14 protein-coding genes are annotated in these 13,757 nt (G+C 37.2%); 7 read left to right on the forward strand and 7 right to left on the reverse strand.

The genetic code is table 11. The features are described 5' to 3' along the window. Positions 1–22 precede the first annotated feature (22 nt). From B5X53_RS12900 to lpdA, 3 genes are all read left to right on the forward strand, one after another. A complete protein-coding gene (locus tag B5X53_RS12900; RefSeq protein ID WP_079713636.1) occupies positions 23–1,273 on the forward strand; it encodes a C45 family autoproteolytic acyltransferase/hydrolase in 1,251 nt (416 codons plus the stop codon). 136 nt (positions 1,274–1,409) lie between these two features. Then, a complete protein-coding gene (locus tag B5X53_RS12905; RefSeq protein ID WP_079713637.1) occupies positions 1,410–2,768 on the forward strand; it encodes an NAD-dependent succinate-semialdehyde dehydrogenase in 1,359 nt (452 codons plus the stop codon). A gap of 88 nt (positions 2,769–2,856) precedes the next feature. Continuing rightward, on the forward strand, positions 2,857–4,263 hold the full coding sequence (gene lpdA, locus B5X53_RS12910; RefSeq protein WP_079713638.1) for a dihydrolipoyl dehydrogenase: 1,407 nt from the start codon (positions 2,857–2,859) through the stop codon (positions 4,261–4,263). Positions 4,264–4,448: 185 nt separating this feature from the next. Here the strand turns inward: lpdA and B5X53_RS12915 are convergent, their stop codons facing one another. Further along, positions 4,449–5,087 (reverse strand): hypothetical protein, encoded by a 639-nt coding sequence (locus B5X53_RS12915; RefSeq protein WP_079713639.1) that lies wholly within the window; start codon positions 5,085–5,087, stop codon positions 4,449–4,451. Between the two features lie 6 nt (positions 5,088–5,093). Then, positions 5,094–5,588, reverse strand: a complete 495-nt coding sequence (locus tag B5X53_RS12920) for an RNA polymerase sigma factor (protein WP_079713640.1) — start codon at positions 5,586–5,588, stop codon at positions 5,094–5,096. Positions 5,589–5,764: 176 nt separating this feature from the next. Between B5X53_RS12920 and B5X53_RS12925 the strand changes: the two genes are divergently transcribed. Then, the gene (locus B5X53_RS12925; protein WP_079713641.1) at positions 5,765–7,072 is read left to right on the forward strand and encodes an NAD(P)/FAD-dependent oxidoreductase; all 1,308 of its coding nucleotides are present in this window, start codon (positions 5,765–5,767) and stop codon (positions 7,070–7,072) included. 91 nt (positions 7,073–7,163) lie between these two features. On the opposite strand, the gene B5X53_RS12930 is transcribed toward B5X53_RS12925, so the two are convergent. Further along, positions 7,164–7,598, reverse strand: coding sequence for a hemerythrin domain-containing protein (locus tag B5X53_RS12930; RefSeq protein ID WP_079713642.1), 435 nt, complete (start codon positions 7,596–7,598; stop codon positions 7,164–7,166). 190 nt (positions 7,599–7,788) lie between these two features. Between B5X53_RS12930 and B5X53_RS12935 the strand changes: the two genes are divergently transcribed. Genes B5X53_RS12935 through B5X53_RS12945 form a run of 3 tightly spaced genes read left to right on the forward strand, consistent with a single transcriptional unit; the run spans position 7,789 to position 10,162 of the window. After that, positions 7,789–9,114, forward strand: coding sequence for a histidine kinase (locus B5X53_RS12935; protein WP_079713643.1), 1,326 nt, complete (start codon positions 7,789–7,791; stop codon positions 9,112–9,114). Positions 9,115–9,116: 2 nt separating this feature from the next. Beyond that, on the forward strand, positions 9,117–9,410 hold the full coding sequence (locus tag B5X53_RS12940; protein ID WP_079713644.1) for a 2TM domain-containing protein: 294 nt from the start codon (positions 9,117–9,119) through the stop codon (positions 9,408–9,410). Then, complete coding sequence (locus B5X53_RS12945; protein WP_079713645.1) at positions 9,410–10,162, forward strand: LytR/AlgR family response regulator transcription factor; 753 nt, start codon at positions 9,410–9,412, stop codon at positions 10,160–10,162. The genes B5X53_RS12940 and B5X53_RS12945 overlap by 1 nt, the downstream gene beginning before the upstream one ends. A gap of 212 nt (positions 10,163–10,374) precedes the next feature. Here the strand turns inward: B5X53_RS12945 and B5X53_RS12950 are convergent, their stop codons facing one another. The 4 genes from B5X53_RS12950 to B5X53_RS12965 all read right to left on the reverse strand — a co-directional run bounded on the left by B5X53_RS12950 (position 10,375) and on the right by B5X53_RS12965 (position 13,720). Then, positions 10,375–11,178: an anti-sigma factor gene (locus B5X53_RS12950; protein ID WP_079713646.1), complete on the reverse strand. Its 804-nt coding sequence runs from the start codon at positions 11,176–11,178 to the stop codon at positions 10,375–10,377. Continuing rightward, a complete protein-coding gene (locus tag B5X53_RS12955) occupies positions 11,178–11,708 on the reverse strand; it encodes an RNA polymerase sigma factor (protein WP_079713647.1) in 531 nt (176 codons plus the stop codon). Before B5X53_RS12955 ends, B5X53_RS12950 begins: the two co-directional genes overlap by 1 nt. Before the next feature lie 101 nt (positions 11,709–11,809). Then, positions 11,810–12,406, reverse strand: coding sequence for a superoxide dismutase family protein (locus tag B5X53_RS12960; RefSeq protein ID WP_079713648.1), 597 nt, complete (start codon positions 12,404–12,406; stop codon positions 11,810–11,812). Between the two features lie 102 nt (positions 12,407–12,508). Then, entirely contained in the window at positions 12,509–13,720 is a 1,212-nt protein-coding gene (locus tag B5X53_RS12965) for a bifunctional alpha/beta hydrolase/OsmC family protein (protein WP_079713649.1), read from the reverse strand. Between the last annotated feature and the right edge of the window lie 37 nt (positions 13,721–13,757).

Genomic DNA, 13,757 nt, shown 5'->3' on the forward strand with positions numbered 1-13,757 from the left:
ATTATTTTAAAAACCATTCTAAATGCAGTTACACTTTAATGCTATTTCTGAACCCGGAAAACCGGGTTCCAAATGGCAAAAATTATATAATACTCACTGGCCCGCTTATAAAAGCTGGCTTAATTCAAAAGGAACAACCAATTACCCAGATCTTAAAACATCGCAAGAAGCACTTAAAAAGTATATGCCAGAGGTTTGGCCTACCTACCAGCGTTTATGCAAACTTGCAAAAGGAGATAAGGTAGCGGCACGTTTTTTAACAGGCTTTCAGCCTCCTGCTTATATAAGTGGCTGCTCACAAGCAGTTACTACAGGAGAAGATATTCAGTTGGTTAGAAATTACGATTTCCATCCAGATTTAATGGAAGGAACGCAATTGCTAACCTCATGGAATGGCAAAAAAGTAATTGCTACCAGCGATTGCCTTATTGGGGTTGTAGACGGAATGAACGAAGATGGCCTGGCCATTTCGCTTACTTTTGGAGGACGAAAAGAGGTAGGAGTAGGTTTTGGGATTCCATTTATTTTGCGTTATGTTTTAGAATTTTGTAGTGATGTTGAAGAAGCTGTTGCAGCTTTAATCAGGATTCCTTCGCATATGTCTTACAACGTAACCGTTGTGGATAAAACCGGAAAATTTAAAACCGTACAACTGGCACCGGATAAAACACCACTGGTTACTGATGCGGCTTTTACAACAAACCATCAGGGAACAATAGACTGGCCCGAAAATGCGGCTTTTAATAAAACCCGGGAACGCTCTTCTTTTCTGAATAAAATGTTGTCAGTCAAAGGAGTGAATTCCACTAAGGTGGCCGATGCTTTTCTAAAGGCGCCGCTTTATAATACTAAATTTAAGGAAGGTTTTGGAACTTTATTTACCTCGGTTTATCGACCCTTAGAAGGAAAAGTAGAACTTCGCTGGCCTGAAACTTCGGTTCAACAAAGTTTTGAAAACTTTCAGGAGGTTTATAAGCTCATAAATTACGAACCGGCTCAGGTTGCAACTGAATGGTGGAACCAGGATGCCGTAGAAGTGGCTCGAACAGTAGAAGATCCGTTTGAAGAGCAATACGCTGAAAATGTAGATTGGCAGGAAACTGTTACCGAAATTATGGTAAATGCCATGGCTCAGGCTCATCCATCCACAAATGAGCGAGAACTTGAAAAATTAAGAGGAAAAATAATTAATAAAGGAGAAGTGTCCTGGCAGGCAGTAGCCGGTTTCTGGAGTAAAATGGGAACAGGTTATGCCGATTCCTGGAGGAGTTAGGCATTTCTTTTAAATAATTTTCTTAAGGACCTGGTGCTATAAATAATGGATTATCTCCTATTTATTTCACCAGGTTTTTTAGTTAAAAATTCTTAGAAGTAATTCTAATTTAATACTCCATAAAAAATAAAATACAATGGAATTTTATAGCACAAACCCCTACAATGGGAAACAAGTTGGAAAATATACGGCTCAAACTAAAGAGGAAACCACGGTTGTATTAAATAATTCAGGAAAAGCCTTTAGAGAATGGAAAAAAACACCACTTTCTTACCGCACTGAACTTTTGCAGAAAGCCGGGCAGGTTTTAAGGGATAATGTAGAGGAGTATGCGAAAATGATTACTCAGGAAATGGGGAAACCAATTTCTGAATCCAGGGCTGAGGTTAATAAATGCGCCTGGGTATGTGATTATTATGCTGAGAATGCTGATGAATTTCTCGCTTCGGCAGAGATAAAAACAGATGCTACCCATAGTTATGTTAGGCACGACCCAATAGGGAGTGTTTTTGCTATTATGCCGTGGAATTTTCCATTCTGGCAGGTTTTTAGATTTGCAGCACCGACGCTTACCGCCGGAAATACCGGGATATTAAAGCACGCCCCTAATGTATTTGGCTGTGCCTTGAAGATAGAAGAGGTTTTTGAAAAAGCAGGATATCCCAAAGGCGTTTTTCAGAATTTAATTGTGCATCACGATCAAACCGAAATGATCATTGCACACGATGCAGTCCAGGCGGTTACTTTAACCGGAAGTGAAGCTGCAGGATCGGCGGTGGCAGAACTTTCGGGAAAATATATAAAAAAGAGTCTACTGGAATTAGGCGGTAATAATTCATTTATTGTTTGGGAAGATGCAGATATAGATCGCGCCGTTAAAACAGCAGTTTCCGCCAGGATGTTAAACTGCGGACAAAGCTGTATCGCGGCGAAGCGTTTTATTCTGCTGGAAGGAATTTACGATGAATTTATTTCAAAATTTAAGACTGCAGTGAACGAATTAAAACCCGGAGACACTATGGACGATAGCACGCAGGTAGGAGCGCTTGCGAGAAAAGATCTGGCAGATCAACTTCAAAGGCAGGTAAAAAGATCTTTAGAACAGGGAGCTGAACTATTACTTGGCGGCGAACAGAATAATTGTTTTCATCAGCCAACCATTCTTGGAAATGTTAAGCCGGGAATGGCCGCTTTTGACGAAGAAACCTTTGGCACTCTCGCGGCAATTATTAAAGCACAGAACATAGAGGAAGCTTTTGAGCTTTCAGAAAAATCAACATTTGGTTTGGGCACCACAGTTTTTACCAAAAATATCGAAAAAGCTATGGAAATGGCCGGTAGTGTAAGTGATGGCGCTTACTTTGTAAATGAACTGGTAAAATCTAATCCCCGACTTCCCTTTGGAGGAACCAAGCGTTCCGGCTACGGTCGGGAATTAGCAAAAGAAGGAATGATGGAGTTTGTTAATAAGAAAACAGTTTATGTTAAAGCCTAAATCATACTTTTATCAGCATTGGTCATTGCCCCGAATAGTTGTACTTTTGTGTTCACTTTGTTAAAAAATCAACATAAAACATAGAATTATGAGTAAATATGATGTTGCAGTTATAGGTTCTGGCCCCGGAGGATATGTGGCCGCTATACGCTGCGCGCAACTGGGAATGAAAACTGCTATCATAGAAAAATATTCAACTTTGGGAGGCACCTGCCTAAATGTAGGTTGTATCCCAAGTAAAGCTTTGTTGGATTCCACGCATCATTACCATGATGCCGTAAAACATTTTGAAGAACATGGGATTGAAATTCCAGGCGAAGTAAAAATTAATCTTGAAAAAATGATGGAACGTAAATCTTCGGTTGTAAGTCAAACTTGCGACGGGGTGAAGTTCCTGATGGATAAAAATAAAATTGATGTTTTTGAAGGGGTTGGTTCTTTTAAAGATAAAACTCACATCAATATTGAAAAGAACGATGGTGAAACTGAAACCATTGAAGCTGCGAAAACTATTATCGCTACCGGTTCAAAACCGGCTAATCTGCCGTTTATCGAACTTGATAAAGAAAGAATTATCACTTCTACCGAAGCTTTAAAACTTAAGGAAATCCCTAAGCACATGATCGTGATTGGAGGTGGAGTAATTGGCCTGGAATTAGGTCAGGTTTATCGTCGTTTGGGAGCTGAAGTTACTGTTGTTGAATTTTTAGACCGAATTATTCCTACTATGGATAGCGCTCTTTCTAAAGAATTACAAAAAGTACTTAAGAAACAAGGCGTTAAATTCCATACTTCTACCAAAGTGAAATCTGTAGAGCGTAAGGGAGACGAAATTATCATTAAAGCTGACGATAAAAAGGATAAGGAAGTAGAATTTAAAGGAGATTACTGCTTAGTTTCCGTAGGGCGTAAACCTTTTACTGATGGGTTAAATGCAGATGCTGCAGGAGTTAAAGTGACCGATAAAGGAATGATTGAGGTAAACGAACATTTACAAACCAACGTAGATAATATCTACGCTATTGGGGACGTTGTTCGTGGCGCAATGCTGGCTCATAAAGCCGAAGAAGAAGGAACTTTTGTTGCTGAAACTATCTCTGGACAAAAGCCACATATAGATTATAACCTTATTCCGGGCGTGGTTTATACCTGGCCTGAAGTTGCCGCAGTAGGTAAAACCGAAGAAGAACTTAAAGAAGAAGGTGTAAAATACAAAGAAGGGAAATTTCCAATGCGTGCTCTTGGACGTTCCAGAGCGAGTGGAGATACAGACGGATTTGTAAAAATACTTGCCGACGAGAAAACCGATGAGGTTTTAGGTGTACATATGATTGGCGCTCGTACTGCCGATTTAATCGCTGAAGCTGTAGTCGCAATGGAATACCGTGCTTCTGCCGAAGATATCGCCAGAATGAGCCACGCTCACCCAACTTATGCTGAAGCCGTTAAGGAAGCTGCCCTGGCTGCAACCGATAATCGGGCGCTACACGTATAATTTTTGAATTAAGATTTTAGAAAAATGGCTGTTTGATTTCAATATCGAACAGCCATTTTCTATTATAGTCTGAAGTTTAAGATCATATTATTAATTACTACTTTCTCGTGGTAAAGGGCGTCATTCTGAACTGGTTTCAGAATCTAAGCTAAAATCGACCCTGACATCAGTTCAGGATGATTTATTTAAATCTCCAATTTTTTCAATTCTTTGTAATTTTTATTTAAGCGTCTTAGGAGAATTCCGTAGATAACCCGGTAGAATAACCATATAAATCCGAGGAAAACTGCTAAACCACCTAAAATTATTCCGGCAAACATTAACCATTGTAGCGGTGTAAAACTATACTTTTCAACATCTTCAACCACGGTAGTAGACGCGTGATAATTCATAAAAAAGTAAGTATAAATAAGTGTAATTAGGGCTGTGGAAATTAATATATAACCTATATAGTATTTTACTGTTTTTCTTGTGCGTAAAATGTTTTTAATCAATTTCGCCACATTATCTGTAGAAGATATTCTTCGGTAATTCTTATAAAAGCAATAGATAAAGAAAAAGGAGATTCCATAATTAATCACGTAAGTTACTACAGTAAACTCTTTTAAATGAATACGCTCCATTTCTGCCCAATATTCGTGATCTGCCCAGAAAATTGTAATAAGTGCCCAGAATAGAAATTCAAGAATACTAATTACAAAAATCCATTTTACAATTGAAGATGAGCGCTTCCACAGCATCTTATAAATTTCGTCGTAGGAAAGCTGGGGAATATTACCTTCCCGTTTTTTCCAGTCTTTTTTTAATAAATCCAGTCCATCCATTATTCTCTACGGATTTAAAATATTTTTTAACTTAGTTTTCACCCTGTTCATCTTCACTCTTGCATTAACTTCAGTAATCCCAAGGGTTTCTGATATGTCCCTGTAATTTTTATCTTCGAGATATAAAAATACGAGTGCTTTTTCAATATCGTTTAACTCCTGAATTGCAGCATACATTACTTTTAATTGTTGCTCGGTCTCATCGTCATATTCTTCGGCTTTAATTTTAAAATCTACGCTATCAAAATCCTGCGTTTTTATACTTCTTTTTTTCTTTCGGTATAAAGTGATGGCAGTATTTAAGGCAACCCTGTACATCCAGGTGCTAAATTTTGCTTCACCCCTAAACTTGGGGTAAGCTTTCCACAGTTGAATGGTAATTTCCTGAAATAGGTCGTTGTGGGAATCCTGATCATTAGTATAAATGCGGCAAATTTTATGCGCAATATTCTGGTGTTTCTCCAGGTTTTTTACAAACTGATGTTCTAATTCCTTATCCACAATAATTGGTTAGCTCTTATATGTAGTATAAGAGGCTGCAATGTTACAAAAAAGTATAAAGTATAGTTAATGCAGCCGTATTTTTTCAGCCAAAGCAAGAGAAAACTTAAATTTGAGTGCACTACCTCCGTAAAAGGGGGTAATTTAAATCTCGATTATCGAGTAAAACCAACTTTATGAATATTCCAAGAACAAATTTACCCAGAGTCGTTATTATTGGTGGCGGTTTTGCTGGAATGGCAATGGTAAGAAAATTAATTGGTGAAGACGTACAAACCGTGATTTTAGACCGTCATAACTATCATACTTTTCAGCCTTTGCTATACCAGGTTTCTACTTCTGGTTTAGAGCCAGATTCTATTGCCTATCCTATGCGTAAAATTACACGAAATAGTAAGAAATGTATTTTTAGGATGGCCGAGGTAAAATCTATAAATACCGAAAAAAGTTATATTGAAACTACTATTGGCGATTTAATTTATGATTACCTCGTGATAGCTACCGGTTCTAAAACTAATTTCTTCGGTAATGAAAGTATCGAAAAGAATGGGATGTGGATGAAAACCGTTCCGCAGGCATTGAATATTAGAAGTTTAATTCTGGAAAATTTAGAACAGGCCGTAATTACCGATGATCCTGAGAAACGAAAAGCACTGCTTAACTTCGTTTTAGTAGGAGCGGGACCCACGGGTGTAGAGCTTAGTGGCGCAATTGCTGAATTAAAGAATCATATAGTTCCCAATGATTATCCCGATATTAATCCTAACGAGATGAATATTCATCTTTTGGAAGGACTGGACAGGGTTTTACCGCCTATGAGCGAAAAAGCTTCTAGAAAAGCCCACGCATTTTTGGAAGAGCTTGGTGTAAAAGTTCATTTAAATACTATGGTAGAAGAATATGACGGGCATTTAGTAACCACCAACACAGACCTCTCCCTTAAAACCGAAACTTTTATTTGGGCTGCCGGGGTAACCGGTGCGCCGGTTAAAGGCTTAAAAGCCGAAGCCATGGTAGAAAAAGCGAATAGATATGAAGTGAATGCCTTTAACCAGGTTAAAGGATATGAAAATATTTTTGCAATAGGAGATATCGCTTTAATGCAAACTGAAGCTTATCCAAAAGGACATCCTATGGTAGCTCAACCGGCTATTCAGCAGGGGAAACATTTGGCTAAAAATATTATGAATATTCTGGATGGTAAAAAACTGGAAGCCTTTAAATATAAAGATAAAGGTACTATGGCCACTGTGGGTAGAAACCGTGCGGTTGTAGATTTGGAACAAGGCTCCTTCGGCGGATTTTTCGCCTGGTTTATCTGGATGTTTGTTCATCTTTGGTTTCTTATTGGCTTCAGAAACCGACTGGTAACTTTCTTTAACTGGCTTTATAACTATTGGAATTATGATAAAGCCGCACGGTTAATTATCAGGCCATTTAAAGGTTATGAAAAACAAATGAAAGTAGACAAAGAAGAAATATAAATTTAAAATGCAGTTAAGTGAAAATTGTCACTTAACTGCATTTTAAATTAGAATTGTCAACTTGAACCTGCCCGTCCCTTCAGGCAGGTCATTACCTCATTTTCTTTATTGCTTTATTATAATCTTCTCCAAGGCTCGTTTTCTGATTCTCGGTTAGAGCTTTTCCTGCCATTTGAAAAACTTCCTGCTCTTCTTCATCTAAATGATGAGTCACCTTATGCTCGAGCTCTTTGGCTATTTTTAGCCAATTAGAAGCGTCCATTTCTGTATCTTCTAATTCTTCTATAAGTTCATCCATTTCGTGATGTTCAGCTACACTGTGCCTGGCTTTTTCCTGGGTAAGATCTTTCTTGATTAATGGAATATAAAAATGCCTTTCTTCGGCATCAGCGTGAATTTTTAATTCGTGTTTTAACTGTTCAAAGATCTTTTTTCTTTCTTCGGTATCGCCGTGGGTTTCTACCAATTTTGCAACGAGATCACGTTGTATTTCGTGTTCCTGGCGTAATGCTTCAAAAATATTCATAATTTAGTATCGGTTTTGTATCGAAATTATAGATTTATAAGTTAACGAAAATAAAATCGTGCGTTTTCTTTATAGTTTAAATCGGTTCTAAAGAAAAAATTACAATTCAGTTTAAGTTTTCTACAATTCAGAAATTATAATTAGTAAAAAAAATGACTTTCTCGCATCTTCGTCCTGTAAATAAAAATTGATGAAACTATTCCTGAAAATATTAAAGATTAGTTTGGTGATAACCGCCATGGTGGTTTTTCTTGAAATACTTTTTAGCGAATTTAATCTTGAAATTTTCCTGGAGCTGGAAACCTGGCTGCTATATTTTTCCTACAGTTTTATTCTCACCTTTATAAATGCAAGTTATTTCTGGTGGTTTGGAGCGAAAATTAGCTGGGAAAATGCAACCTTAAAAAAAGTACTTTTAGGCTCTTTTGGCTCTGTGGTTCTAACCTTAATAGGTTTCTTTTTTTGTCGCTTATTGCATCACGTAGTTTATGATGGAGTCCCATTTCAGGAATTTTTGAGCAACGAAAGAATGTCTTTTTATCTTTTTCCTTTGCTTTTTACCACTATTATTTCCCTGTTTTTTCATCTTATTTATTTCTACAAAGCTTTACAGGAAAAGAAAGTAAAGGAGCAAAAGATAATCGCCGGTACAGCTTCGGCTAAATTTGATGCGCTTAAAAATCAGTTAGATCCGCATTTCTTATTTAATAGTTTAAATGTTTTAAGTGCTTTAATTGATGAAAACCCGGAACAGGCACAAAAGTTTACCAGTGCGCTTTCTAAGGTTTACCGCTATGTTTTAGAACAAAAAAACAAAGAACTGGTTGATCTAGAGGAAGAATTAAAATTCGCTAAAACCTATATGGATTTGTTGAAAATGCGTTTTGAAGATGCCATTGTTTTCAATTTTCCTTCAGCTTTAAAAAACCCCGAATCTAAAGTTGTCCCGCTTTCGCTTCAGTTGCTGTTAGAAAACACTATAAAACACAACACGGTAAATTCTGAAAATCCATTAGAGATTAGCATTGTAGAAGAAGATAGAAATTTGGTGGTAAAAAATAATCTTCAGCCCAAAGCAATTCTTAAGCGGGGCAGTGGAGTAGGGCTTTCAAATATTAAACAGCGCTATAATTTACTAACCGACAGGAAAGTTCAAATAGATAATTCAAATAACATTTTCAGCGTAAAATTACCGCTATTAACCAAGATTGTAAAAATGGAAGAGAAACCACCGGTGTATGCCGAACAGGACGCTTATTTGCGCGCAAAAAAACAAGTAAAAGCAGAACGCGAGTTCTATGCAAATTTAACTTCTTACTTAATTATAATTCCTGTGCTGGCCTTGTTTAATTATCTCACCTACCGCGGTTTTGTTTGGGCTATTTTTCCGGCGATTGGCTGGGGAATAGGCGTGTTTTTTCACGGCCTATCCGTTTTCAATTATAATCTCTTGCTGGGTAAGAATTGGGAAGAGCGAAAAATTAAAGAATTAATGCAAAAAGATAAAATCAACTAATTATGGAAACTTCAGAAGATAAATATTTAAAAGCCCGGGAACGGGTTAAAGAATTACGTGAATTCTACAATCATTTATTCTCCTATATTTTAGTGAATTTGTTTTTAGCCGGAATCAATTACTATTCAAATCAATGGGAATATCCCTGGTTTTTATGGGTTGTAGGCGGTTGGGGAATAGGTTTGGCATTTGATGCTTTAAAAGCTTTTAGATTGAACCCAATGTTCGATAAGCGCTGGGAAGAGCGAAAAATTAGAGAGTATATGGAAAAAGAAGAAAAACAACGCTGGGAATAATGGAAATAGTAATTGTTGAAGACGAAAAGCCTGCCGCCCGCCGTTTGCAAAGAATGCTGAAAAAGCTCGATTTAGAAGTGAATACCATGTTGCATTCAGTAAAAGAAGGGATCGCCTGGTTTAAAGAAAACCCTGAACCCAATCTTGTTTTTCTTGATATTCAACTTAGTGACGGCATTTCTTTTGAAATATTTGAAAAGGTGAAAATTAACAGCGCAGTTATTTTTACCACGGCTTACGATGAATATGCCCTTAAAGCTTTTAAACTGAATAGTGTAGATTACCTGCTGAAGCCAATAGATGTAGAAGAATTGGAAAATGCCGTAAATAAATTCAGGGAAAATTACCAGAAGAACAATCCGCAGATTGATTTTAATGCTTTTAGAAGAATTCTTGAAACCGGCAGTAAGCCAGAATATAAAACCCGTTTTACCATTCAGGTTGGGCAGCATTTAAAAATTATTTCAACGAACGAAATTTGCTGTTTTTATTCTGAAAATAAAGCTACTTATCTCACAACAACTTCCGGAAGAAATTATCCTGTAGATGTTTCCCTTGAAAATCTGGAAAAAGACCTGGATCCTGGAAAATTCTTCAGAATTAACAGAAAATCAATTCTGAATATCGATTGTATAGAAGATATTATTAGCTACACCAACAGTCGTTTAGAAGTGAAGCTAAAGGCCTTTACTGAATTTCAATTAATTGTAAGTCGGGAAAGGGTTAAAGACTTTAAAAACTGGATCTCTTAGCCTTAAAATGTTAAAATTCACGAAATTAAAACTTTACCAACTATTTCTACGTAAATATTTATGAAGACTGGATTTTAAAAACAACTTTGTTTTCTTCCGGTTTTCTATTTCTATTTTTTTGGTTGGTTATGTGAATGTTTGCTTTATAAAATATGGGAGACCTTCATTTTTTGTAATAATTCAGACCCAATTAAAATATTTTATTCTGAAAATTAAGGTGCGGCTACAGTGCCCAGAACATAAAGTTGTTCCATGGTTGGAGTTTCGCTACCACCTTCAGGTTCTAAAGTGATTCCAAAAGCTTCAGATTGGTTTGGGTTTTCAAGGCTGAAAACTTTATTATCATCAGTTTCAAAATCATCCAGCAGGCCTAAACTGGTTGGGGTTAGTGGTTGCATGGTAAGTGACCAAACCTGGTAAACTTTTCCACGGGGTGGTTCGGGTAATTCTTTTGCATCAATATAAGCGGTGTTTTCCTGCGTGTTCCAGTAAACAGAAGCAAAGGCTTCAGGAGCTGCGTCCTGGCCCTTTAAAGGCACTCGTTCTACGTTTCTATCTCTAATAACGGCTAGAAGTTCTTCAGCTTTTTCAGCATCATTACGTGCGTTGGCAATCTGTTCTTCCATTTGGACATTTCTGGCGCGTTCTGCACTTAATTGTTCTCTTAACTCGTTGGTTCGGTTAAAGAACACAAATAGGCCAATAAGTAATAATAAACTTGCTGCCCAACCGGAATAGGTAATCCAATTAATAGATCTAACCGGAGTTGCTACAGGCGTTGGCGCTGAGGAAGATTTGGTTAACTTCTCTTTAATAGAGGAAATTAAATATTCAGCATTATTAGGAGCCGCTGCAGAAGAAAGACTTAGTAAAGCTTTTTCTATTTCTTCAACTTCCGTTCTAACTTCAGGATATTCTTTTAGGACACGACTAACCTCCCGACTTTCTTTTTCAGAAAGAGCGCCGTAAACATACAGTTCCAGAATTCCAGACGATATGTATTTTTGAATATCCATTATGTAACAACCATTGCTCTAAGTTTATCTATACAAACGCGGTTTCGGGTTTTAACCGTTCCCAGTGGCATATCTAATTCTTCTGAAGTTTCTTTTTGAGTGTAGCCTTTAAAAAATAAATAATCTATTAATTTTTTACAAACCGGTTTTAATGCGTCTATGTACTTTTTAAGTCCAATAGAGTCTACAGCTTCAGAGAAATTAGTTTTTGCTTCTAATATATCTACGAAGTTATCAGTCTTAAGGTTTTGTTGATCGTTTTTAAAATCTTTAGAGCGTATTTTGTCTATAGAGGCATTTCTGGCAATGTTAAGGATCCATGTGAAAAACCGGCCTTTATCTGAATTATAACTGGGAGCTTTTTCCCAGATTTTTAAAAACACATCTTGCAAGACTTCTTCAGCAACTTTTTCGTCCCTAATTATGGTGAAAATAATTCCGTAAGTACTTTCAGAATACAAATGGTAAATACGCTCAAAGGCACGTTCGTTACCCTTTTGGAGTTCTAAAATTAAAGCATCTTGTTGCATAAATAGATAATGACTTGCAGGGTAAAAATATGATAAACTCCCGTGTAAAAAAATAAAAAGCGGCCAATTGCCGCTTTTTATTAATTCTTATGTGAAAAGACTTACATTTTTATCACTCCACATCCAACTCTGGTGCCTGCAGCTCCAGAAGGTTGAGAGGTGAAATCATCAACTCCGTCGTGTACTATGATTGCTTTTCCAACAATATTCTTATTATCGTCATCACAATCAATACACCATTCATCTGTGGTCATACTAACCGTTCCTTCTCCGTTGGCATCAACTTCAAAGTTTCCGATATCTCCTTTGTGGTAACCTTCAGCATCGCCCCATTTCCCGTGTTGTTCGTTAGTTGGGTTCCAGTGGCCACCGGCAGAAGTTCCATCTTCAGCAGAGCAGTCTGCTTCCTGATGTATATGGATTGCGTGTTGGCCTTCAGCTAAACCTGTTATGGTAGCTTCCATAGTCACTTCTCCATTTTCCTGGGTAAAAGTTACTTCACCACCTAACTCGCTTCCGCTTTTAGGCTCCAGAGGTACAGTTATTTCTTTAACTTCTTCCTCTTCTTGCTGTGCTTCCATTTCAGAATTCATTTCTGTTTCGGCAGCGTTTTCAGCGTCATTGTCTTTTTTGTCGTTTTTACAGCCAATTATAAATAAAGAGGCGCAAAATACTAATGATAAACTTATTCTTTTCATAATCTATCGATTGGTTTTTAGATTAAACAGTACTAAATTAAGCCTATCCCAAGGCTTAGCCAAAGTTTTAAGGATAGGTTAACAAACTCATTTACCAATTTTTTAAATAAGTTTGGTAGTAATATTGGTTTCTGAAGTTAAACTTCGGTGCACCGGGCAACGGTCAGCTATTTCTAAAAGTCGCTGTTTTTGTTTTTCATCTAAATCGCCAATTAGTTTAATTTCCCTTCTAAAAGTATCTATTTTTGAAGTTTTCTCTTCGCAATTTTTGCAATCTGTACTATGTTCCCGGGAATAAAATACGTGGGTTTCTACGTCTTCTAAAGGCCATTTTTTTCGTTTGGCATACATTTGAAGCGTCATAGAAGTACAGGAAGCCAATCCCGAAGATAGAAATTGATAAGGCGTGGGGCCATAATCTTTACCACCGGCTTTTATGGGTTCATCGGCCAGGAAAGTATGGTTTCCAGCTTTCATTTGGGTGGTAAAAGCATCTTCTTTCTCTAATCCTGCCACAACATCGGCTTCAGATTCGGGAATTTCTTTCTTCGGCATTTCTAAATATCTGGAGGCCCAGGAAGCAATTACATTTCCGGCGTAAAATGCATCTTCTTTACTGGAAAGTAAATGTTCAGATCCGTCCAGGGATATAAAACTTTTAGGATGCCTTGCAGCAATATAAAGTTCTTCTGCATTTTTAATACTCACAATTGTATCCTGGGGAGAATGCATTATTAGAATTGATTTTTTAAGATCTGCCAGGTAAGGTTTTAATTCGTGTTTTGCGATATCGTCAAGGAACTGTTTTTTAATCTTAAAAGGCCTTCCGCCAATATTTACCTGTGCTTCGCCGTTTTTCTCAATTTCTTCTACATTATTTTGAATTAAATGCTGAACGTGGGCGGTGGTTGAAGGTGCTGCTATGGTGGTAACCGCTTTAACCGATTTCAATTGCTTTGCTGCAAATAAAACGGCCGCACCGCCCAACGAATGTCCAATTAAAAGGCTGGGTACTTTAAATTCCTGCTCTAAATAAGTTGCAGCAGCCAGAAGATCCTGAATATTCCCTGAAAAATTACTTTCTGAGAATTCTCCTTCGCTTTCTCCCAGTCCTGTAAAATCGAAACGTAAAACCCCATAACCGTTTTGCGCCAGAGTTCGACTGATATTTTTTGCAGCAAAAAAATTTTTATTACAGGTGAAGCAATGGGCGAAAAGCACAAAATTATGAGGATCCTGGTTAAACGGCAGTTCTAAATAACCGGATAAATCGTCTCCATTTTTATTCTTAAAGTTCACTTTTTCAGTTTTCATCTATAAGTTTTTATTCAAGGTACAAATTGTTTGGCAA

Origin of the sequence: Salegentibacter salinarum (assembly GCF_900168115.1) — a bacterium.
Lineage (GTDB): Bacteria > Bacteroidota > Bacteroidia > Flavobacteriales > Flavobacteriaceae > Salegentibacter > Salegentibacter salinarum.

Coding starts and splice junctions, on each gene's coding strand:
- B5X53_RS12905 (WP_079713637.1), top strand. CDS start 1,410: ATGGAATTTTATAGCACAAACCCCTACAATGGGAAACAAGTTGGAAAA.
- B5X53_RS12955 (WP_079713647.1), bottom strand. CDS start 11,708: ATGCAACAAGATGCTTTAATTTTAGAACTCCAAAAGGGTAACGAACGT.
- B5X53_RS12940 (WP_079713644.1), top strand. CDS start 9,117: ATGGAAACTTCAGAAGATAAATATTTAAAAGCCCGGGAACGGGTTAAA.
- B5X53_RS12965 (WP_079713649.1), bottom strand. CDS start 13,720: ATGAAAACTGAAAAAGTGAACTTTAAGAATAAAAATGGAGACGATTTA.
- B5X53_RS12930 (WP_079713642.1), bottom strand. CDS start 7,598: ATGAATATTTTTGAAGCATTACGCCAGGAACACGAAATACAACGTGAT.
- B5X53_RS12950 (WP_079713646.1), bottom strand. CDS start 11,178: ATGGATATTCAAAAATACATATCGTCTGGAATTCTGGAACTGTATGTT.
- B5X53_RS12945 (WP_079713645.1), top strand. CDS start 9,410: ATGGAAATAGTAATTGTTGAAGACGAAAAGCCTGCCGCCCGCCGTTTG.
- lpdA (WP_079713638.1), top strand. CDS start 2,857: ATGAGTAAATATGATGTTGCAGTTATAGGTTCTGGCCCCGGAGGATAT.
- B5X53_RS12915 (WP_079713639.1), bottom strand. CDS start 5,087: ATGGATGGACTGGATTTATTAAAAAAAGACTGGAAAAAACGGGAAGGT.
- B5X53_RS12925 (WP_079713641.1), top strand. CDS start 5,765: ATGAATATTCCAAGAACAAATTTACCCAGAGTCGTTATTATTGGTGGC.
- B5X53_RS12935 (WP_079713643.1), top strand. CDS start 7,789: ATGAAACTATTCCTGAAAATATTAAAGATTAGTTTGGTGATAACCGCC.
- B5X53_RS12960 (WP_079713648.1), bottom strand. CDS start 12,406: ATGAAAAGAATAAGTTTATCATTAGTATTTTGCGCCTCTTTATTTATA.
- B5X53_RS12900 (WP_079713636.1), top strand. CDS start 23: ATGCAGTTACACTTTAATGCTATTTCTGAACCCGGAAAACCGGGTTCC.